This is a genomic window from Acinetobacter sp. AYS6 (assembly GCF_025630795.1).
Taxonomy (GTDB): Bacteria; Pseudomonadota; Gammaproteobacteria; order Pseudomonadales; family Moraxellaceae; genus Acinetobacter.
Genome location: NZ_JAOTNV010000004.1, coordinates 365,355 through 388,088, shown reverse-complemented (window position 1 = coordinate 388,088; position 22,734 = coordinate 365,355). Strand labels below are relative to the sequence as shown.

Genomic DNA, 22,734 nt, shown 5'->3' with positions numbered 1-22,734 from the left:
CAAAAGTAAGAAATAGGATAATAAAGCATGGCTGAATTTAAGTTTACAGATTTAGTGGAACCTGTTGTGGTCGATAAAAAAACGGCATTACGTATTACTGTTTTAGGTGGAGGCAGCTTTGGTACAGCTATGGCCAATTTAGCTGCACGTAATGGCTGCGATACCATGATCTGGATTCGTGATACGGATACAGCAGAAGAAATCAATAAAACTCATATTAATAAACGTTATTTGCCAGATTTTGTTTTAGAGTCATCATTACGTGCCGTGTCTGATTTAGAACAAGCAGTATGTGATCGAGATATTATTTTGGTGGCGATTCCTAGTCACTCATTTCGTGATGTATTAAAACAAATTGCGCCGTATATTACTGCGCAAGCTGTTGTCTCTTTAACGAAGGGTGTCGAGGCTAAAACTTTTAGCTTCATGAGCGATATTATTCGTGAAGAACTACCAGAAGTTCCTTACGGAGTCTTGTCTGGTCCGAATCTCGCTAAGGAAATTATGGCGGGAATGCCATCAGGTACTGTGATTGCCAGTGATTCTGAACTCGTTCGTTACGCTGTACAGCATGCTCTTCATAGCGCTTTATTTCGAGTTTTCGGTAGTGACGATGTGCATGGTGTTGAACTGGGTGGGGCACTTAAAAATATTTATGCAGTTGCAATGGGAATTGGTGCTGCCTACAAGATTGGTGAAAACACCAAAAGTATGATTTTAACGCGTGCTTTGGCTGAAATGAGCCGTTTTGCAGTCAAACAAGGGGCAAATCCCTTAACATTCTTGGGTTTATCTGGTGTTGGTGATTTATTTGCAACCTGTAATAGTCCATTAAGTCGTAATTATCAGATTGGATATGCTTTGGGTTCAGGTAAAACACTTGACCAAGCGAGTAAAGAGTTAGGGCAAACAGCGGAAGGAATTAATACGATTGTTCAGGTACGTGGTAAAGCAGAAGAATTAGACGTATATATGCCGATTACCAATGCCTTATATGAAGTGATTTTTGAGGGTGCGCCACCTTTAAATATTGCTTTATCTCTTATGAAAAATGGACACCGTAGTGATGTTGAGTTTGTTTTACCTCATCATGAAGTCTGAAGAGGAAATGTCATAAATTACGGTTATAATGCAAGAATTATTAACAAGGAATATTTATGCAACTGACATTGGTTCGTCATGGGGAAGCCGCTCCTCCAGTGAATGGTAATGATACGAAACGTCCGCTTACTGCCCGTGGGCATGCTCAAGCTGAGCAGACAGCAACATTTTTAAAAGATATTGTTAAGCCCGATATTTTTGTAGTTAGTCCTTTATTGCGTGCACAAGAGACTTTGGCTCATATTCAAACCTATTTTAAAGATGTACCTGTGTTGTTATGCGATAAAATTAAACCGGATGATAATGCCAAAGAAGCAGTGGAGTGGTTGTCTCAAGTTCCTTATGAGTCAATTGTAGTCGTGTGCCATATGAATGTGGTGGGGCATATTGCCGAATTACTGACACATGAGAACTTTAATCCATTTGCACTTGCCGAAGCTCGAATTTACGATCAGGCTGTGATTGCAACTGGTTTATCAACACAGAAAAATAGTTTTGTACCCACAATATAATTAAAAAGGTCATTTAGCCCATTATGCTGTATTTATGGATGCCTGAAACCAATGGAATATGGCATTGGTCTAACGGAGAAAACTGGTTGCAGGCAGCAAGTCTTGATCAATTAATACAAGATCTGCAACTACATCAAGGAAAAGAAACTGTCATCTTTTTCCCTAGTCGCCATGCTCAGGTACTCCAGCAGCACATGGCAAAGTCTCATTACAAGCAACTCGGGGCAGATGGTGTTAAATATTTGCTTGAAGAGTTTGTGACTTTGCCGATTGATCATATGAAAGTGGTTCATCATTTTCATGCTGATCAATTAACCATATTGGGCGTGGCAAAAACAACAGTGGAAACGTGGCAACATGCAATGGCTTTGTTGCCTATTAAGCTCGTTGCTTTATTGCCAGACTTTCTGATTTTACCGGAACCGCAAGAGCAGCAAGTGGTCTTGTGTAATATTGATCAGAAATTACTTGTGCGTGAAAGTAAATGGGTCGGTAATTCGCTAGATGATTTAGGATTATTTTTAGAGTTCCAGCCAGTTGAAACTCATTATCAATATAGTGGTTTGACAGCAGAGCAATTAGAAAGCTTGATGGCAGCTTCAAGTGCGGAGCAGCGTTCAGAATTTATTTATCAATTTCAGGGTTTAGATAAACCTAAACAGCATCCTTTTAATGTTCTACCTAAAGCGAAAGGGCAAGAACAAACTGTTTCTGGTTATTGGAAAGCATGCGCTGCTGTTATTTTAGCAATTATAGTGGTTCAGTTTAGCTATGACTTGTTGCGCTGGGTTAAGTTAAAAAGTGTGGCTAATCAAACCGCTGAGCAGACGATTGAGCAATATAAATATTGGTTTGGCTCTTCTAGTCGTGTAAATGAGCAGAACATAAAAAGCCAATTTGAAAGTCATTTACGCCTGAGTAAGCAAGGTGATACACAAGCACTTTCTTTATTGAGCCGTGTTGGTCCTATTTTAATGCAAAGACAAATTTTAGCTCAGCAGTTAAATTATGATGCTTCAACACTGACCATGGCATTAAAAGCAAAGTCAGCAGATGATTTGCAAGCTTTAACTCAGCAACTTAACCAGCAAGGATTCAAAGCAGAGCTCGGTAATGTTCAAGCCGATGGTGGTGGGGCAATCGGGGTGGTGAAAATACAATAATGAAAATGATAATTCAATTACAAAACCGCTTTGATCAGTGGGTTGAACAGATCGTTCAATATTTAGATCGTTTAACTGTGCGCGAACGTATTATGGTGGTCTTTACTACAATTTTTGTTGTGGTTGCCATTGTCGGTGCTTCACTCTGGAAAATGCATTCCTTGGCGGAGCAACAACAACAACGTTTAAATGATTTAAAAGATTTGATGGTATGGATGCAGAGCAATGCGGTTACCATGAAACCCGCAAATGAACTTGAGTTAGGCCAGTCGGAAAAAATACAACGAGTAGCTCAGCAACAAGGCTTAACGGTTACTTCTCAACAAAATGGTGAGCAGTTACAAATTATTGTTACTCATCAGAATTATGCAATTTTAGCGAACTTTTTAACCCAACTTGCACAAATGGGCTTAAGTATTCAAAAAATGGAAATGGTTTCAAGTGACGGACAGATTAAATTAACAGCGACGGTTCAATAACATATTAAAATATGGTGTTCTTAAGCATGGTGTTTTGTGCTGCCTGTGCCTATAATATGCCTACCTAAAATCAGTAGACTGTGATTGGTATGTTATATTCACTTGCTCGCCCGATGTTGTTTAGTTTAGCACCAGAGCGTGCCCATGAATTAACATTATCTATGCTTGATAAAGCACATAAATTCGGCCTGCTACGTCAGAGCGTAGAATCAAAACCAACAACCTGTATGGGAATTGAATTTCCAAATCCGGTAGGTTTAGCGGCTGGGCTTGATAAAAATGGTGCACATATTGATTCTTTAGCCGGACTGGGTTTCGGTTTTATTGAAATTGGAACAATTACACCTCGTCCTCAGTCGGGTAATCCGCAGCCGCGATTGTTTCGTATTCCTGAAGCGAAAGCTATTATTAACCGCATGGGTTTTAATAATGAGGGTGTTGACAAACTTATTGAGAATGTCAAAGCTTCAAAATTTAAAGGAATTCTAGGTATCAATATTGGTAAGAATGCAGATACGCCTGTAGAAAAGGCTGTTGATGATTACCTGATTTGCCTCGAGAAAGTTTATAACTACGCTTCTTATATTACCGTTAATATCTCATCTCCAAATACGAAGAACTTAAGAAGTTTACAAAGTGGCGATGCATTAACTGAATTATTGCAAACGTTAAAAGAAAAACAACTTGAGCTTGCCGAGCAATATAACCATTATGTTCCTTTAGTGTTAAAAGTTGCGCCTGATTTAACAGCAGAAGATGTTGAGTTTATTGCAGCGCAATTATTGGAATTTAAAATTGATGGACTAATTGTTACCAATACGACTTTATCTAGAGAAGGGGTAGAAAACCTTCCTAATGGTAATGAGTCAGGTGGCTTATCAGGTGCGCCTGTTTTTGAAAAAAGTACAGAATGCTTACGTTTATTTGCTCAAACTTTAAAAGGACAAATCCCGCTTATTGGCGTAGGTGGAATTTTGTCGGGTGAACAAGCAGCAGTCAAACAGCAAGCTGGAGCAACACTAGTACAGATCTATAGCGGATTGATTTATACCGGTCCTATATTAGTAAAACAATGTGTTGCAGCCATGACTTAAGTGAATATGAACACAATTGATATCATTATTCTGATACTTTTGCTCATTGGGGGGCTAAACGGTTTGCGACAAGGATTTATCAAAGCCTTTGCGAACTTGGTAGGATGGATCATTGCATTAATTATGGGTGCAAAATATGCTGTCCTTCTTGCGCCGTCCATGTCAGGTTTAAGTCATGATCCGGTTGTTCAAAAAATTGCAGCTTTCGCTTTTATCGCACTTATGATCATTGTTTTAACATGGATCGTCACTGCATTTTTAAATGGCCTCTTGAAAAGTCTGAAATTGGGGCCATTAAATCGTTTAGCGGGTGGTGCTTTTGGTTCTTTAAAAGGCTTGTTAGTTGTGCTGATTACAATGCAGGGCGTAGGACCTTGGGTTGAAAGTTCACCACATTGGAAACAGTCCAAACTTATACAATTTTTATTGCCTTATGCGCCTTTAGCTACCGAATTATCTAAAGATGCAGCAAGTGAGGCATTTCATCAAATAACATCTGGAAGCAGTGCATCAAGTACTTCTTCAAAACCAATGGCCGAATCGGAAGAGTTAGAAAATCGATCCGACCATTCGACAAAGAATCCTTTTTATTAATTCCTAGCTTGTCTGCGAGGTTGCTATGTGTGGAGTTGTTGGTATAGCCGGTAAATCGCCAGTGAACCAAATGTTGTTTGATGCTTTAACGATGTTGCAACATCGTGGGCAAGATGCAGCTGGAATAGTAACCTGCCATGAAGGCCGTCTTTTCCTTCGTAAGGATAACGGTATGGTGCGTGATGTTTTTCATACTCGTCATATGAGAGCATTACTTGGTAATTATGGTATTGGCCATGTACGTTACCCAACTGCTGGTTCTGCTAGCAGTGCTGAAGCACAACCATTTTATGTGAACTCACCTTACGGTATTACGCTTGCACATAATGGTAATTTAACCAATGCTGAAGATATTCATGACGACCTGTTTAAAACAGATTTACGTCATATGAATACGGACTCTGACTCAGAAGTTCTTTTGAACGTATTTGCGCATGAGTTGCAGAAGAACGGTACTTTAAACCCAACACCAGATGATATTTTCCATACGGTTTCTCGTGTGCACGAGCGTTGTAAAGGTGCATATGGCGTAGTAGCGATGATTACTGGTCATGGTTTGGTAGGTTTCCGTGATCCAAATGGTATTCGACCACTCATTTATGGTTCGCGTATGACTGAACAAGGTGAGATGGAATACATCATCGCTTCTGAATCAGTTGCTATTACTGCTCTTGGTTTCAAAATTGAACGTGATATTGAGCCAGGTGAAGCAATTTTCATCAATTCAGATGGTGAATTGTTTACAAGACAATGTGCGGCTAATCCAAAATACCGTCCATGTATTTTTGAATATGTTTATTTTGCACGTCCTGATGCGATTATTGACGGAATTTCAGTTTATAAAGCCCGTTTGAAAATGGGTGAAAAGCTTGCTCATAAAATTTTACGTGATTGGGGTGAGGACCATGATATTGATGTGGTTATTCCAATTCCAGATACGAGCCGTACTTCAGCACTAGAACTTGCAAATATTCTAGGTGTTAAGTTCCGTGAAGGTTTTATGAAAAACCGTTATATCGGTCGTACCTTCATTATGCCGGGTCAGCAGCAACGAAAAAAATCAGTACGCCAGAAATTAAACCCTGTAGAACTTGAGTTTAAAGGTAAGAATGTTTTACTGGTTGATGACTCAATTGTTCGTGGTACGACCTGTAATGAAATCATCCAGATGGCACGTGATTCTGGTGCGAAAAAAGTCTACTTTGCATCAGCCGCACCTCAGGTTATGTATCCAAACGTTTACGGTATTGATATGCCTGCTAAAACTGAGCTAATTGCTTCAGAACGCAGTGTAGAAGAAATCCAGGAAATTATTGGTGCTGATCGTTTAGTTTTCCAAGAGCTGGAAGATTTAAAAAATGCTGTACGTACTAGCAAAGTTCCTGATCTAACTGAGTTTGATTGCTCTGTATTTGATGGAATCTATGTTGCTGGTGATATTGATGGTGCTTATCTAAATAATTTGGAGCAGAAGCGTAATGATTCTGCGAAAAAGAAAAAAGATGGCTACATTGATGTTAATGTTGACGCAGCTTCTGTAGATTTAACAGGCATTAAAGAAGAATAGAAATAGCTGAAAAAAGCGGGTGTTTCCCGCTTTTTTCTTTTATGATGAAAACTAACAATGTAATTGGGAATATTTACATTGAAAGAAGTAAGCCACTATCTAATCGAAAATAAAAATATGGCATGGTCCATCACTATGTGTTTGGTTGCTGTGCTGCTTACTATTTTTATCTTAAATTTAATTTTAGGTTTACTCGTTCATTTTTTTGATTATAGTCAGCCCATTTGGTGGCATACTTTAAGTCCTTATTTTGTCGCGCTATTACTTTTTATTATGGTTTGGTCTGTAGTGACTGAACTTTATATCTTGCGTAAAGGTGGGCATTCTTTAGCAAAACAACTTAAAGCGCGTCGTTTAGTAAAAGAAGAAAGTACACCAGAAGAGCTTGAAGCATTAAAAATTACTGAATATTTGGCGCAAAATTTTTCACTTAAAGTTCCAACCTTATACGTTTTACCTGATGAAGTAGGTGTAAATGCGCTTACTGCAGGTTTTCACCCTAAAGATATTGTGATTATTTTGACTTGGGGAGCCCTGCAAAATCTAGATAAACTTGAACTATATGGTTTGTTAGGCCATGAGTTTAATCAGATTTTATCGGGTGAAGCTGTTGAAAATACTAAATTAAAGATTTTATATAGTGGATTAACAACGTTTAGCCAGTGGGGTAGTAAATTAGCGAAACAAGGTTTTAAGCGCTATAGCCCAGGTTATAAACATAAGTTTGAAACTGTTTTTGTTGCGGTGGGTGGTGTAATTTGGTTGGCTGGAAGTTTAGGCGTACTGATTACCCGATTCATTAAATACTTAACTTTGAGTGGACGCACATTTCGTAATGACCAAAAAACAGTACGATTATTAAAAAATAGTGCCAATACCCAGACTTTATTGCGTATTTATGTCCACCATTCCGGTTCACAAATTCATAGTGCTTATTCTGAATCAATCGCGCATATGTGTTTTGCTAACTCACTTAGCCCTCAAAGCTGGATGAATATTCATCCGAGTATTCGTGAGCGTATTTATGAATTAAACCCGACTTTGCTCCAAGATTTACAATTAGAAAATTTAAAAAAACTCCGCAATCGTCCGTTATTTAGTTTATTTCATTTTTTAGAGGAATCTGAGAAAGAAATTTATGTACCGTGGTCATCTCCACAACCTCTGCCTTTATTAAGATTGTCACCGATTAGTTTTGCATTAAATGATGCGATTAAGCCTCTTAGTAGTGATGTACGTCGAAATAAAAAGCGTCCTGAGCTCATTCAGCGTGCGCTACAAACTGCTACAGGTTCGCGCGAGGTAATGGTCGCTATTTTGATGATTCGTCAATATCGAGAATTTATCCCTAAAGATGCGCCAGTTAGTCATGCCATTATAGATGCCTTATTAAATCTTGATGGTCGTATTCATATTCAAATATTTCATGATGCTTGTAAAAATATTGGACATATGCCAGCAAGCATTGCGAGGCAATTTCTCACTAAACTAGCGCTCATTATTCAAGAAGATGGCGAGATTGGTTTGCTAGATGCACTTTTGCTGGAGCGAGTTAAATATGAGTTGAATTTGATGCCGTTACATTTGCCAACTGCATTTGAAGAAGTAAAACCTCAAATTGTCCGTTTGATTGATGCCTTGCTTCATGTTCAGCAAATTAATAGTCCAAATCAGTTAGAAGTACGTGAGCGTATTTTGCGTTCGCTACTCAACCCAGATGAAATGTATGTCTATGATGAGATTTCGGATGAGCCTTTAGATTTAGCTGAAATTTTAAATGATATTGCGGGTTTATTATTGCGTGACCGTCTTAGTATCTTAGCAATTGCAGAAATGTGCTTGTGGAGCGATCGTATTATCACACAAGACGAGTTAGATGTACTTGAATTGCTTTATTGGCGTTTTGGCTTTGAGACAGAAGAAATTGTTGAGCAAATGCAAAAAAGAAATAGTGTGATGATTATTTAAAAGACATATACGACTATAAAAACAACTGAACGAAATAAAACACTGAAAAAAAAGCTGAAGCCCGTTAGAATGTAGCTTAGGTAGAGGTATTGATTCAAACATGATTGGGCAGCAAAGAAATATATTGGCAACTTTAGGAATTGATTTATGGATTCCTAAGACACAGGTGTGCCAAAAAAATAATGCTCAAAGCCTTTGGCGAGATCATGTCGTTGAAGAACCTCAGCAGCCGATATTGCCTTCTGTGGAACCGGTGGTTCTTGAACAACCAATACCTCCACAAATCAATGATATTCCAAACGTTAAACCTGAAATTGTGGCACCCGCTCCAATTCAGGTTCAGTCTGTTATACCACCTCAAAATGAAGTACCAGCACCTGTAATTAAGATTGCATCATTTGAGTTGCAGGCTTTCTCTCTTGAAAAATGTGTTATTTTTTTAGATGTTACGAATTTAACCAAAGAAGAAAAACAGCTTTGGAGCAATATACAAAAAGCAAAAATAGGGCAGTATGCTGAACTAAAATGGCCTTTCCCTTTAGCGACTTATCAAGATCAGCGGGGTGCTAGTTCATATATACAAGGCTTTTTAGATGCTGTCGCAGCAGAGAAGAAGATATTGTGTCTTGGTGATTGTTCTTATATTCAACACGCTAATATTATCTACTTAGCAAGTTTAAAAGAAATGCTGGAGAAACCACTCCTTAAAAAAAGGTTATGGAAATTAATGCAAGATAACAACGAGTAGTAGGGATTTACATGAAAAAAGTTGTAGTTTTTAGCCAAATTGATGAAGAAATTTTGTCTCGATTGCAACAGACTTATCATGTTGTAGTTCTTAACCCAAAATTGGGTGATATTAATGAACAAATACGACAGCACGTTTTAGATGCTGATGGAATGATTGGTGCAGGACGGTTACTGAACGAAAATAACCTTGCACCTGCCCAAAAACTAAAAATTATTTCATCTGTAACAGTGGGCTATGACAATTATGATCTGGCTTATTTAAATCAAAGAAAAATCTGGTTATCAAATACGCCTCATGTTTTAACTGAAACAACAGCTGATCTTGCTTTTACATTATTACTAAGCGCTGCTAGAAAAGTTCCTTTTCTTGATCATTGGACCAAACAAGGTGAATGGAAAAGAACTGTGGGACCTCAGCAATTCGGTTTAGATGTTTTTGGAAAGACACTAGGAATTATTGGGCTTGGCAATATTGGAGCTGCTATTGCTCGACGTGGTTTTTATGGATTTAACATGAATATTGTTTATCATAATCGTCGTGAAAAGCCTGAATTAGCTGAACCATTAAATGCACAATATCTTGGTTTGGATCAATTACTACAGCAGTCTGATTTTGTAGTAACCGCAGTTGATTTAAATAATGAGTCGAAAGCTTTAATGGGTAAGGCTCAGTTTGACCTTATGCAAAAACACGCTATTTTTATTAATATTGCGCGTGGTTCGGTAGTTGATGAGCAAGCTTTAATCGAGGCTTTGCAGCAAAATCAGATCTTTGCTGCTGGTTTAGATGTATATGAAAAAGAACCTTTGCAAGACTCAGCACTTTTTAAATTGCCAAACGTAGTCACTTTACCTCATGTGGGCTCTGCTACTGCCGAAACCCGTAAAAAAATGGCAAATCTTGCCTATAAAAATTTGGTTGAAGCTTTAGAAGATAAAACACCTAGATATTTGGTAAACCCAAACTTTGTATAAGTGATTAATAACACTTCATTGCAAAACTAGTCGATTTCGAGTGATATAGTAAAAGTCTATTGATTGAAAACCATTTTTTGTGGTTTAAATCAGTAGGCTTTTTTATGGTTTAATTTTAATAGAGAAAAACTTTTGAGATTTTTGCCAGTTATTTTAAGTGCGACTTTTATAGCAAATGCTTCGTATGCACAGTCTTTCGACCCACAGCCATCTGCGAGTCAGGTGGAAATTCCGAATATTGGAAGTGGGATAGGCTTGCTTGATCAGCAAAAAGAAAAATTTATTGGTGAAAAAGTTTTTCGTGAAGTTCATAAACAAATGCCCGTTATCCAAGATATCTGGCTAGAAGACCAATTTTTTCAAGTATTTTCGAGTATTTTGAGTGAGACTCAACTTGGTCAGCCTATTGGTCTAGTTGTTATTAAAGATCCACAAATTAATGCTTTTGCTGTTCCAGGTGGTCTATTTGCACTTAATACTGGACTTATTGCTTCAGCTCGCAATATTGATGAAATTGCTGGGGTGATGGCACATGAAATTGCACACGTATCACAAAGACATTTTAGTCGTTCAGAGGAAGCCTTTAAGGGACAAACGTTATTAAGTTTAGCTGGGCTTTTAGCAGGTGTTGCCATAGCTGCACAGGGTGGTGGAGATGCAGGAGCAGCAGTGATGTTAGGAACACAGGCAGCACTAATGGATCAGCAATTAACATATAGTCGAAATCAGGAGCGTGAAGCGGACCGTATTGGCATGCAATATATGTATGCAGCGGGTTATAACCCGCAAAGTATGGCAGACTATTTTGAAACGATGCATCGTGCGACCAGTCGGGTAAGTTTTTTACCAGATTTCTGGCTGACCCATCCATTAACAACTGAGCGCATGAGTGAAGCTCGACTTCGTGCGAACCAGATGCCTAAAGTTAAAAATCGCATATATGATACCGATTTTGAAATTTTAAAATGGTACACCATGGTGGTTTCAAATCAGGCTACTGAAAACCAACTACAGAGTCTGGCCTCACAAAAAAATATTGCTGGTCTTATTGCTTTAGCGGCTTTTTACGTGAAACAAGGTGATTACGCCCAGGCACAATCCACTTTAAACCAAGCGAAATCTAGTGGAAAACCTCTTGTTACGTTATTGCAGACTGATATTTATCTGGGACAAAACAAGTTGGATCAAGCCTATACTTCAATTGCTTCAACACAAATGACTATGCCTGAAAATAGAGCTTTTAGTTATAAGTTGGCTGAAGTGTTGCTACGTCAAGGAAAATTTGCACAGGTTCAAACTTTGGTTCAAAGATTTATCAATAAAAACCCAAGAGATATCCAAGGTTGGCAATTTTTACAGCAAGCAGCTAATTTGGACAAGGGAGCATCTTTGAGGGCAGTCAACGTCCTGCGCTATCGAGCGGAAGCTGAATATTGGTCGGGGAGTGAAGAAAATGCGATTAAATCGATGTTGCATGCTCAACGATTAGCAAAAGACAATCAAGCAATGTCGGCTAGAATAGACAGTAGATTGAAACAAATGCAAGATGAGCGAAGAATGAAAATTTAAAGATATATCTTTAAAAAGTTTCAAATATATAAACACGCACAAACTAAAAAGAATTTGGTTTGAGGAGATATAGAATTTAAGACAAGAGGTTAAGCTAATTTAGCTTTAATTTTTGCTGAAACTACAGAAGGATCGGCACGCCCGGCTATGATCGGACGTAGAGAATTCATCACCTTACCCATATCTTTCATGCTAGTTGCTTCTTGAGCAGAAATCGTTTGCTCAATAAGAGAATCAAGCTCTTCCTCAGTCATAGCTTCTGGTAGAAACTGAGATAAAATCTCAGCTTCGGCTTGTTCTTTACTAGCTAAATCATCACGACCAGCACCTTCAAAGGCTTTGATCGATTCTTTACGTTGTTTAATTTGCTTTTCAATGACCGCAAGAACCTGAGCGTCGCCAAGCTCTATGCGCTCATCGACTTCGATTTGCTTAATTGCTGCTTGTAGACTACGCAAAACCGTCACTGTTGCCATATCTTTGGCACGCATAGAAGTTTTTAATGCATCAGTAATTTGGTTTTTTAAAGTAGTCATAATTCAGCAGTCAATCACAAATTAATTAGTAAAGGCGAGTAGTACGTACAGATTCGCGAGCCAATTTCTTTTGGTAGCGTTTAACTGCAGCAGCTTTTTTGCGCTTACGTTCTTGAGTTGGTTTTTCGTAGAATTCGCGTTTACGAACGTCAGCTAAAACACCAGCTTTTTCGCATGAACGTTTGAAACGACGGATAGCTACGTCAACTGGTTCGCCTTCTTTCAACTTAACTTGTGGCATGTAAAATCCTCTAGATTATGGATAAGATCAAGCACACTATTGTGCCGGATCACAAGTGAAGGTCAGTATTTTACTCATTTACAACTCATATCACAAGTCTATAATAGCGATTGCAATATTTTGACTCATATAAAAGGCAGTTTTGATGATTGTTTTAGGCTTGGAAACTTCTTGTGATGAAACAGGGTTGGCACTTTATGATAGCGAACTCGGCTTGCGGGGACAGGTTCTTTATAGCCAGATTAAACTTCATGCCGAATATGGTGGAGTAGTACCTGAACTTGCTTCTCGAGACCATGTTCGTAAATTAATTCCTTTAATGAATCAACTGCTTGAGCAAAGTGGTGTAACAAAACAAGAGATTGATGCTGTTGCTTATACACGTGGTCCTGGCTTAATGGGAGCCTTAATGACAGGGGCTTTATTTGGAAGAACTTTAGCTTTTTCTTTAAATAAACCTGCCATTGGTGTTCACCATATGGAGGGGCACATGTTGGCACCTTTACTCTCAAGTCAACCACCTGAATTTCCATTTGTTGCCTTATTAGTTTCAGGTGGACATACACAACTAATGGCAGCTCACGGGATTGGTCAATATGAGCTTTTAGGTGAATCTATTGATGATGCAGCAGGGGAAGCCTTTGATAAAGTTGCAAAAATGATGAGCTTGCCATATCCAGGCGGTCCTAATATTGCGAAATTGGCTTTAAGTGGTAATCCGTTAGCATTTGAATTTCCGCGACCAATGCTTCATCAAGGTTTAGATTTCTCTTTTAGTGGTTTAAAAACAGCAGTTTCTGTGCAATTGAAAAAATTGAATGGTGAAAACCGAGACGCAGACATCGCAGCTTCATTCCAAGAAGCAATTGTAGATACATTGGTAAAAAAATCAGTAAAAGCCTTAAAGCAAACTGGACTTAAGCGTTTGGTTATTGCGGGTGGAGTAAGCGCAAATTTACGATTACGTGAACAGTTGGAAACCTCATTAGCTAAAATTAAAGCACAAGTTTATTACGCAGAATCTGCCTTATGTACTGATAATGGGGCAATGATTGCTTTTGCAGGTTATCAACGCTTAAAAGCAGGCCAACATGATGGTCTTGCTGTAACCACAACACCACGTTGGCCAATGACTGAGTTGTCTATTCCTGAGTAAAACAACTTCTATTCAAAAGCTTTTTGGTTTTCGATATCAATGTATTCGATATATCCACGGCCTTGAACTTCATTACCGAAATAATTACCGGTAAATATATAACTACTTGCATAACCTCGCCCATGACCGTAGCGGAGTGGGCAGTCAATTTCTGCCTGAATATTTAAAATAATTTGTTTCGCATCATTTCTAGCAATCCATGAAAAATATTTCGGAAGTCGCATCTTTTGTCCAGTGGGTGAGATGTAATCATCCACTTGATGGGAAATAACGTCAAAACTGACATCTGTATAAATTTCTGGGGGTCGGTCAAGATATCTAATATGCAAAGTATAAGCCGCTGTCTGTCCCGCAATATCTGCTTTTGTTAGAAGAAGTTGAGTGGTTTCATTTAAATTAATAATTTGGTAAGTAAAAAAATCAAGCGGCAGTTTGTGGACATCAGGAAGAAGTTTATTTATGAAACTATGTGGTCCAACCGCTCGTGCATATTCATAGGTACATAGTCCTTCGCTTTCAATGCGTTTTGCTTGGTAGTTTAAAAAGCCTTTAAACTTTGCCAATAAACTAAAATGATCATAAATCGGTGTTTTTATAAACCATGAAACATGTGGGGTAACATCGATATCAAAGTTGAAATCAAGTCCCTCATAGTGTCCATGAATATGAATTTTCGGGAATTTTCCTTGAATTGAAATTTCTTGACCTAGTTCGATTAAGCTTCCATCTTCATTAATTTTTGTATCTTCAGGAATAATATAAGCCTTAAGCAAAGCTTGCTCAATTGCAGCTGTACTTGAAAAGAAAGTCGCTGTTTTTCGAGGATTTCCATCAATTATGTCATCATGATCAAATGCAAGAGCACCAGGTGTGCCTAGTAAAATCATAATATTTAAATAACGATGTGGCTCAGGCAAAAGTGGAAAAAAGATGCCGTAATGAGTCCAGCTATAATATTTTTCATTAACTCGGGGCTGGATGATATAAGACTGAGAAAAAGGAAGAGTTGAGTATTTTTCTGCTTTATCTATAACACCTTGCGCGAGCAATAAGCTTTGACCTAAAACTTTGCTGCCTATAGAAATTTTGGGCAATTGTTTTTTCATATATAAACCTAAATCAGGATAGGACTATCTTTGTTTTAGGTTATGAAAAACAACTATCAAAACTAAGCGGTTTTCAGGCCAAAGCTAAGGCTTTGCGGGACATTTTGTTTAATTGTTAGACAGCTCTTTTAAGCCATTTAAACCAATCCAGTGCTTAGAAAACTGATATGCGGCACGACCTGAACGTTGACCACGCATTTGACACCAACGCAAACTTTCAGCACGAACTTCGTCGTTAAAAGCCATATTTGCCTTATGAATATAATGCGCTACGATTTCTAAATATAAACTCTGATCCATTGGATAAAAAGATAACCATAAACCAAACCGATCTGACAAAGAGATCTTTTCTTCAATCGCTTCTTGTGGGTGTAACTCAGTATATTGTGGTACATCGACCTTGGTTACAGGCGTATTTTCATGCATGAATTCTGGTAACAAATGACGGCGGTTACTGGTCGCATAAATAATAAAATTACTTGAACCAGACTGTAATGAACCATCCAATACACTTTTCAAACTACGGTAATTTTCATCTTCAGCATTAAACGCTAAGTCATCACAATACACGATGTATTTTTCAGGTCGGTTTTGAATAAGTTTCTGAACTTTAGGTAAATCTGCCAAATCGTCACGCTCAATTTCAATTAAACGTAATCCTTGAGGGGCATATTCAGTCAATAGAGCACGCACAATAGATGACTTTCCTGTACCACGAGAGCCAGTTAAAAGCACATCATTTGCGGGTAGACCATTTAAAAACTGCAAAGTATTTTGAATGATTTTCTCTTTCTGACGTTCAATGCCTTTTAAGTCATCAAGATAAATATTTTTTGGTGTATAGATGGCTTTAAGTTGCTGATTTTCCCATCTAAAAGCAGGTGCATTAAAATCTGTCTCTTGTTTAGGTTCAGGTAAGACCTGCTGTAACTGATTTAATACAAGTGATAATGTTTGAACTAAATTATCTGGTAAATCAATGGTAGCCATGGTAAGTCAATCATGTTAAACAGTAATTTAATAGGATACTAACACCGAAATTAACAGGCTGACAAAAAAGTTGTTATCTATACAGTTTATCGGTTTTGCAATTGATTGAAATCTTCAGACCGCGCATAGTGTTGTCATGTCTATTCAGTAAAATCATCTGTGAAGATGAGGACGAAATATGTTTGAAAAAATACGAAGTGATATGAATCCGCATCAGGCCTACCGTATCAAAAAATTACAACGTCAATTAGACATGGCTGAATCTTATGAAGAGTGGAAATCTTTTGCACTAAAACTAGATGAAGAAACAGGTGTGCAAGAGTGGAAGTTTGATAATAGTTCGCCTTACTTCGATGCAGAGCTCATTTCTTATAGATACACTTTACTGAAAAGATATCGTCAACAACATCGAACGCTAGATCTCATTTATTTACTTAAAGAAGGTCTAACTTACGATATTGCAAATATTGGTCATCCTATGCTGTTTGCTGCAACGCATGTGGGAACAAAAAAATTAATTGAAGATTATATTGAAGAAGTTAGTCAAAGCTTGGCCTATATTGCTTCAAGTGAATGTATTACTTTTCAAAGAAAAGAAAAAATTGAGTTTTTTGAAAATTGTGAAAAAGCATATGGACAGCCAGCGCTTATGTTCTCGGGTGGTGCGACTTTAGGTCTTTTTCACACTGGAGTGTGTAAAGCTTTAATTGAACAAGATTTGATGCCTAAAGTATTGTCTGGCTCAAGTGCAGGGGCAATTATGACAGGCATGCTCGGAACTTCTGCCCGTGAAGATGTTCAAAATTTATTAAATGGAGAACAATTTTTTAGTGATGCTTTTCACTTTAGAAAACTTCGTGAGCTCATTAAAGGAAATGGTGGAATTGCCGATGTGCACTATTTGAAAAAGTTCCTTGTTGAAAATCTGGGTGATCTCACGTTTGAAGAGGCTTTCAAAAAATCTGGTTTAAACATTAATGTTGCGGTTGCACCCTATGATGCAACAGAAAACCCGCGAATCATGAATGCCATTATGACGCCTAATGTTTTGGTTTGGAGTGCTGTGTTGGCTTCATGTGCTGTACCTGTATTATTTCCACCCGTACGTTTAACCAGCAAACGTTATGACGGCGAACACACGCCTTATATGGCAAATACAAAATGGGTAGATGGCAGTGTAAGAAGTGATTTTCCGCAAGAAAGAATGGCACGTCTATATAACTTAAATTACACCATCGCGAGTCAGGTTAACCCACATATTGTTCCATTTATGCAAAATGACGCAGACCGCTTTCGTAAAGACGTTTTAAGTTGGCCCGAACGGATTTTAAGACGTCAAGGTAAAGTGTTATCTATGGGACTTATGGACTTTACACGTCAAAGACTTGGTTCTATTTCTCCGGTTAGACGATTACTTGATCATGGCTATGGTGTAATGGGACAGCGTTATTATGGCGATGTGAATATCATTGCTAAATATGGCTTGAGTCACTATACCTATACTTTGCAAAACCCACGTCCGCATTTGTTTAAACGTTTGCAACGAGAAGGGGAGCGTGCGACTTGGCCAAAGATTTCTTCGATTGAGACCCATGCTCGTATTGGCAAGACGATTCAGCATTGTTTAGAAGTTTTGCGTTTTGAAGAAAGGCAACAACAGCCAGAGTCATATTATGCTGAAGCATGATTTTGCTTCGCATATAGAAAATTTAAAAATTGTGACAAAGCCTGCAAGTGCCGCTTTAGGGCGGTATCTATGGCTATGTCGTATAGATAACAAAAACTATTGGTTAAAATATCATTTACCTGAGACATTTGTTCAAAGTGAGCGAGACTTCATACATGAACAATTGTTTTACGAAGAAATCAATCATAAAAAAACTGCATGGCTTTTACCCCATAAATTAATCGAAGTGAGTGCTATTCCTCAGTTAAACCATTCTTTAGGTAGAGTTTTAATTTTACCTGATACTGATTTGTGGTTTGGCCCATTGCCTCATAAGACGGATTTAACTGATATCTATCATACGATTTGGTTCGCGCTAGATAAACTTGCAGAACTCCATAAATTTGGTTGGATTCATGGAGATATTAAGAAAGAGCATTTTCGAAAGTTTGAGCAAAATGCTTATTTGATTGATTTTGAGAAAGCTCGACTTTTATCGAATTCAGATTTAAGGATGGATGCTACACCACGTTATATGGCTCCAGAGTTGTTTAGAGGGGCCAGTAAGGATGTACAAAGCGATTTATATGCATTTGGTATTGTTCTATATGAATGGTTAACCCAAACTCGCTTAGAAGCAGGGAGTTACTATGATTGGGCAGTATTACATTGCCAAAATTTAACCATTCAATTGCCAACACAATTTATGAATTTTTATCCATTACTTTTAGGTTTATTGCAAAAAAAGCAGCAAAATCGATTCTCAAATGCTGCTGAAGCGTTAAATTGCTTAAAAGCAGTTTCAATCTGATAAAAATCATTGATCTAGTTTCTGTATACTATTTACTCGGTCAGGAATTTTTGAAAAAAAAACACTTGTCACTGCAAGTTCTTATCGCTAATATACACAGCCATCGGGGGCGTGGCGAAATTGGTAGACGCACTGGATTTAGGTTCCAGCGCCGCAAGGTGTAAGAGTTCGAGTCTCTTCGCCCCCACCACTTTAAGTTAAAGCTTAAAGTTCGATACAGGTGTTAAGTCATCTATATCTTGGAAGAGGATTGGTGTAATGGTAGCATGACGGTCTCCAAAACCGTTCGTCAAGGTTCGAGTCCTTGATCCTCTGCCACATTTATTTTAAATAAATGTCCCAGATGGGGGCGTGGCGAAATTGGTAGACGCACTGGATTTAGGTTCCAGCGCCGCAAGGTGTAAGAGTTCGAGTCTCTTCGCCCCCACCATTAAAAGAAGCAAGACGACGTTCTTGCTTTTTTTATGATTAATTCCTTAGTTATTTAATCATAAAGATAGAGGATTGGTGTAATGGTAGCATGACGGTCTCCAAAACCGTTCGTCAAGGTTCGAGTCCTTGATCCTCTGCCAAGATTTGAAAATGAAGCTCCTGTTTAGGAGTTTTTTTATTGCCTGAATTTTTAAAGCTCAAATTATTTCATCGCTTTGTTTATATTTTATTCTGTTGTTTGATAAGTTATAACCATGCATTCTTCTGCTCACCTCTATTTTATCTCATCAGATGTAAGTTGTTGGTTAAGTAGGGAATATACTAAGTTTTTAGTTGTCTTATTAAGTTATTGTTTTTCGGTTTTTTATTATAATTTATAAAATTTTTTTCATAAAAAGCTTGAATAGAAATTTATTTAGTGTATCATGCTCTTAACTAGAAAAAAGTCTTGTTAGTAAATCTTCTTTAAAGTATCGTAGTTTTAGTCATAATCCTTCGTTTTTTAAGATCTTAACTCAATTTGTTATTCTTTTTTCAAAGTTATGTTAGTGTCATTATTAAATGATGCTAAAATATTAGAAATCAGTAGGATATATCATGTCTAATACAGTAAGCGGTACAGTAAAATGGTTTAACGAAACTAAAGGTTTCGGTTTCATTCAACAAGACAACGGTCCAGATGTGTTTGCTCACTTCAAAGAGATCTCTGGTTCAGGTTTCAAAACTTTGCACGAAGGTCAACGTGTAACGTTTACCGTTACTCAAGGTCAAAAAGGCCCAAATGCTGTAAATATTATTCCACAATAATATTTCAGTAAGAAAAAAAGCACTATTTAGTGCTTTTTTTTATTTTTGTCTTTTAAAGGAAATTCTGTTTTCTTTTCAGATCTCTAAAAGTCCTCTAGTAAGAGGGCTTTTTGTTTTATATCCAGTATATAAGTCTAATAATTTTTTCATAATCACTCATCAGTTGGTTGTTTAAGCATATACTTAATGTGGAGAAGAAATATAAATTATCAGGAATAGATATATGTTAGATTAGAAAATCTTTAAATAAAGAAATTTTATATTTCACGGAATTGTTAATGAACGTTCGACTGTGTTATGCCAGCCAACGAAACGAAAAAAATGAAGATTTATTACAAGATTTACGTGATATCCTGACAGAAGCTCGAAATTTCAATGATTTGAATCAAATTTGTGGTGTGCTCTATTATGCTGATAATGCTTTCTTTCAATGTCTAGAAGGTGAGCAAGAGTTAGTTGAAGGATTATTTGAAAAAATTAAAAATGATCAACGACACCATAATATTAAATGGTTGTGTACATATTCCATTGATAAAAACTCTTTTCAGCGTTGGTCAATGAAATATGTACAGCGTAATACAAATATTGAATCTTTCTTTTTAAATATGGGTGAATTAAGTTTTAATCCCATCCGTCTTGATGAACAAAATCTCAAATTCTTCTTAGATGAGCTATTAATTACTGAGCAAACTAAAATTATTCCTGTTAAAAAAGTGGGAATGGTCAATCGTGGTGTAAATCCGTTCTAACATTTGAGGTTATACCGATCTGGATATGCTTGAGTTTAGGTATTATTTTAGTCATGACTAAATACACAATAACTGAAATTGAGAACATCCAGATCACTTCCAAACTTTGACTAATAACGAACATTGCCCAATAAAAAAAACTAAATAAGGCTAGGCATAGTCCACTACCTTTGTAATACCAAGTGATAAATATTCCAAAGAGAGCTGAAGAAAGAACGAGGTTGGTCGTCTCATTCATTCCTAGGTAATTAAATAAAATAATGAGTAAGCATAAAGCTAACATTGATAGTAAATATACAAATATATTTTTTGCAATAAACATTTTCTATATCCTATCTGATGATTAAAAAAATTATCTTTCCTCTGTTTCCAGAGGAAAGATAGTACATATTAATTTTTTGAGATTCTTTTTCTATTATTAGGAGTTTTTATATTAATAAAGATTGCGTTATTGTTTCTCCAGATCTCTTCATTAATATTCAGCTTTCTAGTCAATAGTTAAGAGTGCTTATATGTACTGAAATTAATTATAGGAAAAACAATTGGTTATGATGTAGGTTTTGGCGTACATGGTTGTGAGAAATTGCCTACAATTGGTTGAAAAATAGACAAAATTTACAAAATGATTTTTAATATAAATCTATATTTAACAAAAGCTTATATGGTTTTATTATTGGGATGATTTTTACATAAATAACAAAAAGTAACATGTGCTTTAGGATATATATTTCTCAAGATAAAAAAATTAGGCCATTAAATAAATATTCATTAAAATTTATTTTATGAAAGTATAAAAATAGGAAGTTTTAGTATGAAAAATTAATAATAAAAGTTATATGAACTAATCTATACTATTAAAAAAATAGATATCCTTATCCCATTTTGGTGAGTTTAGATTATTGAAATGTAGATAGAGTTGGCAACCATACAGAGATGAGTAGTATTAGCGCCATTATTTTATTAAAAATTTTCATATGTTTAGTTTGAGAAAATAATCGGTTGCTTAGTCTGCCAGCTAAAGCCCAAATGTAAAGACAAGGAATAGCAATAACTAAAAAAATGAAGGATAAAATTGAGACATTCACCCAAATATCTTGCCCTTGTTTTGTGTAGACGCTAATCACTGCAAAAGCCATCATCCAGGTTTTAGGATTAATTGCTTGCATAAAAAAGCCAGTAATGAAACCAATTGGACCTTTTTCTTTGTCTTGTTCAAAATGAGTAATCGGGTTGTAGCTATATAGCTTCCAAGCTAATGAGGTGAGCCAGATTAAACCAATTAATGTCATCATTTTTTGAATAATCGGGTAAGCGAGCAAGGTGGAACCCAATCCAATACCAACGATGAGCACAAGTAGAGCAGCCCCGATACAAGAACCTAAAATAACAGGAAGCGTTTTAGAAATTTTATAACGGCTGCTTAAACTTAAAATTATAAAATTAGTTGGTCCCGGTGTAATTGAGGCAACAATAGCAAATAATGAAAATGCAGTAAGGTTTTCCATCTTGTCTACTTGAGTTAATAGGGGTATACAAGATGAAATAATTAAGATGTTTAATCTTGAAGATTTGTGCAGATTTTTCTATAGGCTGCTGGTGTTAAACCATAGCAACGTTTGAACCAACGACTTAAATGACTTTGGTCTGCAAAACATAAATCTGAGGCAACTTGTGCAGGAGAAAGGTTTCTGGCGAGTAAATCACGTGCTCGTGTCAGTCTAAGTTGAATGAGATATTGGTGAGGAGCCAAATGAAATGTTGCTTTAAAAATGCGATGAATATGATATCGGTCTAAGCCTGTCATTTGAGCGATATCTTGAAGCCCGATATCTTCGAAAAGATGATCATGCAAAATATCTCGGATTTGGTGTGCGATTCGAGGCGTATGAGTAGAAGATGATTGGTGAGCTTTTTTTAGCCATTTCCCTTGTGCGATATAGTGAATAAGTAAGTCTAAACTATTATCTTTCACGATATTCATTTCTTTATAGTGCAGATGTTGGAATGCTTGAGAAGTAATAATAGCGAGCTGTTCATCTGACTTTAATGGTGCATCAATCACTAACTCGTAGTGATCAGGGCTATTATGAAATAACCCTTGGATTCGTTGTTTTAACCAGTCTGGATGTAGATAGAGCATTTGATAGGTAAAACCATCAGATGCAGGAGCATGTCCATCATGAATTTCTTCGGGTTCAAGCATAAAGACTTGTCCCGCATGACTATTAATTTGCTTTTTGCGGCAATGAAATTGTTGAATACCCGATTCAGTTACACCAATTAAATAACTCGAATGCCAGTGGGGATCATAAGCATGACCAGTAAAATGGGCACGGATGGTTTCAATACCTGTATTGGTATCTTTTGAAATATCCACCCAGTTGCCCATAACAATCTATCCATAAATTCTTAAGTTTAGCCCTTAGAACAGTACAAAAGAGCTGAACGCAGTTCTAGAAGATTTGTGC

23 protein-coding genes and 4 tRNA genes are annotated in these 22,734 nt (G+C 37.0%); 20 read left to right on the top strand and 7 right to left on the bottom strand.

All coding sequences use genetic code 11. The features are described from left to right. The first annotated feature begins 27 nt into the window (after window positions 1-27). The 11 genes from OD757_RS02680 to OD757_RS02630 all read left to right on the top strand — a co-directional run bounded on the left by OD757_RS02680 (window position 28) and on the right by OD757_RS02630 (window position 11,772). Complete coding sequence (locus OD757_RS02680) at window positions 28-1,101, top strand: NAD(P)H-dependent glycerol-3-phosphate dehydrogenase (protein WP_009389957.1); 1,074 nt, start codon at window positions 28-30, stop codon at window positions 1,099-1,101. A gap of 56 nt (window positions 1,102-1,157) precedes the next feature. After that, a complete protein-coding gene (locus OD757_RS02675) occupies window positions 1,158-1,613 on the top strand; it encodes a SixA phosphatase family protein (protein ID WP_004791265.1) in 456 nt (151 codons plus the stop codon). Between the two features lie 23 nt (window positions 1,614-1,636). Next, window positions 1,637-2,776, top strand: a complete 1,140-nt coding sequence (gspL, locus tag OD757_RS02670; protein ID WP_263030776.1) for a type II secretion system protein GspL — start codon at window positions 1,637-1,639, stop codon at window positions 2,774-2,776. Next, entirely contained in the window at window positions 2,776-3,255 is a 480-nt protein-coding gene (locus OD757_RS02665) for a type II secretion system protein M (RefSeq protein WP_263030775.1), read from the top strand. The genes gspL and OD757_RS02665 overlap by 1 nt, the downstream gene beginning before the upstream one ends. A gap of 89 nt (window positions 3,256-3,344) precedes the next feature. Continuing rightward, window positions 3,345-4,349, top strand: coding sequence for a quinone-dependent dihydroorotate dehydrogenase (locus OD757_RS02660; protein WP_009389882.1), 1,005 nt, complete (start codon window positions 3,345-3,347; stop codon window positions 4,347-4,349). A 6-nt stretch (window positions 4,350-4,355) separates the two neighbouring features. After that, on the top strand, window positions 4,356-4,943 hold the full coding sequence (locus OD757_RS02655; protein ID WP_263030774.1) for a CvpA family protein: 588 nt from the start codon (window positions 4,356-4,358) through the stop codon (window positions 4,941-4,943). Window positions 4,944-4,968: 25 nt separating this feature from the next. Continuing rightward, the gene (purF, locus tag OD757_RS02650) at window positions 4,969-6,510 is read left to right on the top strand and encodes an amidophosphoribosyltransferase (protein ID WP_009389773.1); all 1,542 of its coding nucleotides are present in this window, start codon (window positions 4,969-4,971) and stop codon (window positions 6,508-6,510) included. A 78-nt stretch (window positions 6,511-6,588) separates the two neighbouring features. After that, a complete protein-coding gene (locus tag OD757_RS02645; RefSeq protein ID WP_005306963.1) occupies window positions 6,589-8,478 on the top strand; it encodes a M48 family metalloprotease in 1,890 nt (629 codons plus the stop codon). Window positions 8,479-8,578: 100 nt separating this feature from the next. After that, on the top strand, window positions 8,579-9,226 hold the full coding sequence (locus tag OD757_RS02640; RefSeq protein ID WP_263030773.1) for a hypothetical protein: 648 nt from the start codon (window positions 8,579-8,581) through the stop codon (window positions 9,224-9,226). A gap of 11 nt (window positions 9,227-9,237) precedes the next feature. Continuing rightward, entirely contained in the window at window positions 9,238-10,203 is a 966-nt protein-coding gene (locus tag OD757_RS02635) for a 2-hydroxyacid dehydrogenase (protein WP_263030772.1), read from the top strand. A 141-nt stretch (window positions 10,204-10,344) separates the two neighbouring features. After that, window positions 10,345-11,772 carry a M48 family metalloprotease gene (locus OD757_RS02630; protein ID WP_263030771.1) on the top strand — a complete coding sequence of 476 codons (1,428 nt, stop codon included), beginning with the start codon at window positions 10,345-10,347 and terminating at the stop codon, window positions 11,770-11,772. An 89-nt stretch (window positions 11,773-11,861) separates the two neighbouring features. On the opposite strand, the gene OD757_RS02625 is transcribed toward OD757_RS02630, so the two are convergent. After that, window positions 11,862-12,308 carry a GatB/YqeY domain-containing protein gene (locus tag OD757_RS02625; protein WP_004791284.1) on the bottom strand — a complete coding sequence of 149 codons (447 nt, stop codon included), beginning with the start codon at window positions 12,306-12,308 and terminating at the stop codon, window positions 11,862-11,864. Between the two features lie 25 nt (window positions 12,309-12,333). Next, window positions 12,334-12,549, bottom strand: a complete 216-nt coding sequence (gene rpsU, locus OD757_RS02620) for a 30S ribosomal protein S21 (RefSeq protein WP_001136722.1) — start codon at window positions 12,547-12,549, stop codon at window positions 12,334-12,336. A gap of 145 nt (window positions 12,550-12,694) precedes the next feature. On the opposite strand from rpsU, the gene tsaD reads away from it, so the two are divergent. Beyond that, complete coding sequence (tsaD, locus tag OD757_RS02615) at window positions 12,695-13,705, top strand: tRNA (adenosine(37)-N6)-threonylcarbamoyltransferase complex transferase subunit TsaD (protein ID WP_263030770.1); 1,011 nt, start codon at window positions 12,695-12,697, stop codon at window positions 13,703-13,705. Between the two features lie 8 nt (window positions 13,706-13,713). Here tsaD and OD757_RS02610 read toward each other — a convergent pair whose 3' ends face one another. Both OD757_RS02610 and OD757_RS02605 read right to left on the bottom strand, forming a co-directional pair. Beyond that, the gene (locus OD757_RS02610; protein WP_263030769.1) at window positions 13,714-14,811 is read right to left on the bottom strand and encodes a DUF6670 family protein; all 1,098 of its coding nucleotides are present in this window, start codon (window positions 14,809-14,811) and stop codon (window positions 13,714-13,716) included. Window positions 14,812-14,919: 108 nt separating this feature from the next. After that, window positions 14,920-15,801: an ATP-binding protein gene (locus OD757_RS02605; RefSeq protein WP_263030768.1), complete on the bottom strand. Its 882-nt coding sequence runs from the start codon at window positions 15,799-15,801 to the stop codon at window positions 14,920-14,922. Window positions 15,802-15,979: 178 nt separating this feature from the next. Between OD757_RS02605 and OD757_RS02600 the strand changes: the two genes are divergently transcribed. From OD757_RS02600 to OD757_RS02565, 8 genes are all read left to right on the top strand, one after another. Further along, window positions 15,980-17,488: a DUF3336 domain-containing protein gene (locus OD757_RS02600; RefSeq protein ID WP_263030767.1), complete on the top strand. Its 1,509-nt coding sequence runs from the start codon at window positions 15,980-15,982 to the stop codon at window positions 17,486-17,488. After that, window positions 17,475-18,278, top strand: a complete 804-nt coding sequence (locus OD757_RS02595; RefSeq protein ID WP_263030766.1) for a protein kinase domain-containing protein — start codon at window positions 17,475-17,477, stop codon at window positions 18,276-18,278. The genes OD757_RS02600 and OD757_RS02595 overlap by 14 nt, the downstream gene beginning before the upstream one ends. Before the next feature lie 105 nt (window positions 18,279-18,383). After that, window positions 18,384-18,468 (top strand) — tRNA-Leu (locus OD757_RS02590). A gap of 54 nt (window positions 18,469-18,522) precedes the next feature. Continuing rightward, window positions 18,523-18,596, top strand: a tRNA-Trp gene (locus OD757_RS02585). A gap of 27 nt (window positions 18,597-18,623) precedes the next feature. Continuing rightward, window positions 18,624-18,708: transfer RNA gene (locus OD757_RS02580), tRNA-Leu, on the top strand. Window positions 18,709-18,776: 68 nt separating this feature from the next. After that, window positions 18,777-18,850 (top strand) — tRNA-Trp (locus OD757_RS02575). Window positions 18,851-19,307: 457 nt separating this feature from the next. Further along, a complete protein-coding gene (locus OD757_RS02570; protein ID WP_003650775.1) occupies window positions 19,308-19,517 on the top strand; it encodes a cold-shock protein in 210 nt (69 codons plus the stop codon). A gap of 278 nt (window positions 19,518-19,795) precedes the next feature. After that, window positions 19,796-20,266, top strand: coding sequence for an AnBLUF65 family BLUF photoreceptors (locus OD757_RS02565; protein ID WP_263030765.1), 471 nt, complete (start codon window positions 19,796-19,798; stop codon window positions 20,264-20,266). Here OD757_RS02565 and OD757_RS02560 read toward each other — a convergent pair. The 3 genes from OD757_RS02560 to OD757_RS02550 all read right to left on the bottom strand — a co-directional run bounded on the left by OD757_RS02560 (window position 20,241) and on the right by OD757_RS02550 (window position 22,655). Beyond that, a complete protein-coding gene (locus tag OD757_RS02560) occupies window positions 20,241-20,588 on the bottom strand; it encodes a hypothetical protein (RefSeq protein WP_263030764.1) in 348 nt (115 codons plus the stop codon). The two genes, OD757_RS02565 and OD757_RS02560, sit on opposite strands and share 26 nt — an antisense overlap. Window positions 20,589-21,162: 574 nt before the next feature. Continuing rightward, complete coding sequence (locus OD757_RS02555) at window positions 21,163-21,771, bottom strand: LysE family translocator (RefSeq protein ID WP_263030763.1); 609 nt, start codon at window positions 21,769-21,771, stop codon at window positions 21,163-21,165. Between the two features lie 50 nt (window positions 21,772-21,821). Next, a complete protein-coding gene (locus tag OD757_RS02550) occupies window positions 21,822-22,655 on the bottom strand; it encodes an AraC family transcriptional regulator (protein ID WP_263030762.1) in 834 nt (277 codons plus the stop codon). Window positions 22,656-22,734: the final 79 nt, after the last annotated feature.

Coding starts and splice junctions, on each gene's coding strand:
- OD757_RS02680 (WP_009389957.1), top strand. CDS start 28: ATGGCTGAATTTAAGTTTACAGATTTAGTGGAACCTGTTGTGGTCGAT.
- OD757_RS02675 (WP_004791265.1), top strand. CDS start 1,158: ATGCAACTGACATTGGTTCGTCATGGGGAAGCCGCTCCTCCAGTGAAT.
- gspL (WP_263030776.1), top strand. CDS start 1,637: ATGCTGTATTTATGGATGCCTGAAACCAATGGAATATGGCATTGGTCT.
- OD757_RS02665 (WP_263030775.1), top strand. CDS start 2,776: ATGAAAATGATAATTCAATTACAAAACCGCTTTGATCAGTGGGTTGAA.
- OD757_RS02660 (WP_009389882.1), top strand. CDS start 3,345: ATGTTATATTCACTTGCTCGCCCGATGTTGTTTAGTTTAGCACCAGAG.
- OD757_RS02655 (WP_263030774.1), top strand. CDS start 4,356: ATGAACACAATTGATATCATTATTCTGATACTTTTGCTCATTGGGGGG.
- purF (WP_009389773.1), top strand. CDS start 4,969: ATGTGTGGAGTTGTTGGTATAGCCGGTAAATCGCCAGTGAACCAAATG.
- OD757_RS02640 (WP_263030773.1), top strand. CDS start 8,579: ATGATTGGGCAGCAAAGAAATATATTGGCAACTTTAGGAATTGATTTA.
- OD757_RS02635 (WP_263030772.1), top strand. CDS start 9,238: ATGAAAAAAGTTGTAGTTTTTAGCCAAATTGATGAAGAAATTTTGTCT.
- OD757_RS02625 (WP_004791284.1), bottom strand. CDS start 12,308: ATGACTACTTTAAAAAACCAAATTACTGATGCATTAAAAACTTCTATG.
- rpsU (WP_001136722.1), bottom strand. CDS start 12,549: ATGCCACAAGTTAAGTTGAAAGAAGGCGAACCAGTTGACGTAGCTATC.
- tsaD (WP_263030770.1), top strand. CDS start 12,695: ATGATTGTTTTAGGCTTGGAAACTTCTTGTGATGAAACAGGGTTGGCA.
- OD757_RS02610 (WP_263030769.1), bottom strand. CDS start 14,811: ATGAAAAAACAATTGCCCAAAATTTCTATAGGCAGCAAAGTTTTAGGT.
- OD757_RS02605 (WP_263030768.1), bottom strand. CDS start 15,801: ATGGCTACCATTGATTTACCAGATAATTTAGTTCAAACATTATCACTT.
- OD757_RS02600 (WP_263030767.1), top strand. CDS start 15,980: ATGTTTGAAAAAATACGAAGTGATATGAATCCGCATCAGGCCTACCGT.
- OD757_RS02595 (WP_263030766.1), top strand. CDS start 17,475: ATGCTGAAGCATGATTTTGCTTCGCATATAGAAAATTTAAAAATTGTG.
- OD757_RS02570 (WP_003650775.1), top strand. CDS start 19,308: ATGTCTAATACAGTAAGCGGTACAGTAAAATGGTTTAACGAAACTAAA.
- OD757_RS02565 (WP_263030765.1), top strand. CDS start 19,796: ATGAACGTTCGACTGTGTTATGCCAGCCAACGAAACGAAAAAAATGAA.
- OD757_RS02560 (WP_263030764.1), bottom strand. CDS start 20,588: ATGTTTATTGCAAAAAATATATTTGTATATTTACTATCAATGTTAGCT.
- OD757_RS02555 (WP_263030763.1), bottom strand. CDS start 21,771: ATGGAAAACCTTACTGCATTTTCATTATTTGCTATTGTTGCCTCAATT.
- OD757_RS02550 (WP_263030762.1), bottom strand. CDS start 22,655: ATGGGCAACTGGGTGGATATTTCAAAAGATACCAATACAGGTATTGAA.